This is a genomic window from Streptomyces klenkii (assembly GCF_003626645.1).
Classification (GTDB): domain Bacteria; phylum Actinomycetota; class Actinomycetes; order Streptomycetales; family Streptomycetaceae; genus Streptomyces; species Streptomyces klenkii.
In genome coordinates this window covers 1-1311 of sequence record NZ_RBAM01000095.1, presented here as the reverse complement: position 1 = coordinate 1311, position 1311 = coordinate 1, and the positions used below count along the sequence as shown (strand labels likewise).

Here is a 1311-nt window from a genome sequence, read left to right as displayed (position 1 = left end):
GGCTCAGGTGGACAGTTGACCACTCCTGACCCCGGCGAGGAAGCGGCTCCAGCCTTCCGACGCAAAGGCGATGATCTGACTCGGGTCTTTGGAGTCACGAACCGGCACAATGCCCTGTAGCCCGTGGGCCATCTCGACGCAGTCGCCGTTATCTGCACCGCTGTAGGACGATTTACGCCACGTGAGGGCAGCATCCGCATTAGCGAGGGCGTCAGCTCTCATCGCTGTACTCTTTCAGGTAGTTGCGAATTAGGTCGAGAGATTCCGTTGCGGGAAGCGCCTTTGAGCGCGCCAGATCGAATCTCTGGACAAGCTCAAGGAGCGATGAAGAGGATTCTACGACATCCCCCGAACGGAAGGACTCGACGAGTGCAACCATCCTGCCGTCTTTCAGCGTTAGCAGGTTCAGCGTCCCGCCGAGCATAGGATGCAACCCTTGCGCGAACGGGAGAACTTGGATCGTTGCGTACGGATTAGACCCGAAAGAAGCGATATGCTCTAGTTGCTCTCTTATGATCCGTCGGTCGAGAGTCGGGCGGCGAAAGGCCGCCTCGTCAATCACGGCCAGGTAGTACGGCGGCTCATCCCGGAGGAAGACCGCTTGCCGTTCCATTCGGGTAGCAACCTGCGCATCTATCTCCCTGTCGGACGCACGGACTGAACTCGCGCGGAACAATTCACGCGCGTAGTCCTTTGTCTGGAGCAGCCCGGGAATCAGGCTGCTGGCAAAGCTCTGAATGCGGCTCGCACCGCGCTCACGCCTTACGTACTCACGGCTGTACTGAGCGATGACGATGTCCCGCGCCAAGCCCTTGATCTCCGAGAGCGTTCCGCCCGTGCCGAAGAACTCGTCAAGAGCCGTGACCAGCCCGTCGGATGCCGGCTGCCTGCCTAGTTCGACCCGCCCGATATAGCTGTACGAGAATCCCCCAACACGCTCGGAAAGCTGCCGCAGAGACAGCCCGTTTTCCTTTCTTAGCTGCCGGATTCGGCGCCCTAACCTCACCTCAGGTGCAACATCCCCGTTGTCGCTCGTCAGTTCCATGCCCCGCTCTCCTCCCCAAGTGTCAACTGAGCGTGTGTCCAAGCGATTGGTGACACTGCCAGTGTGTACTAAGCCTGCTCCCCTGCCCATGCTGGTAACCAAGCGCTCACCCATGGACCCCGTCAGCAACGGCGCGTGTCCCCCAGGAGCCTTGTTCCGCCGCCGACCTCACGACGGCGAGACCCACCACTGGCACGACGACGGCAGGTGACACACCGCATGAACGCATCGATGGCAAACCGCGAGTGGGAGTACGGCGGGCCGCT

At 60.8% G+C, this 1311-nt stretch carries 2 protein-coding genes; both read right to left on the bottom strand.

The features are described 5' to 3' along the window. Window positions 1–3 precede the first annotated feature (3 nt). The gene (locus tag D7231_RS34880; protein ID WP_120760375.1) at window positions 4–222 is read right to left on the bottom strand and encodes a DUF397 domain-containing protein; all 219 of its coding nucleotides are present in this window, start codon (window positions 220–222) and stop codon (window positions 4–6) included. Then, window positions 212–1045, bottom strand: a complete 834-nt coding sequence (locus D7231_RS34875; RefSeq protein WP_120760373.1) for a helix-turn-helix domain-containing protein — start codon at window positions 1043–1045, stop codon at window positions 212–214. The genes D7231_RS34880 and D7231_RS34875 overlap by 11 nt, the downstream gene beginning before the upstream one ends. Between the last annotated feature and the right edge of the window lie 266 nt (window positions 1046–1311).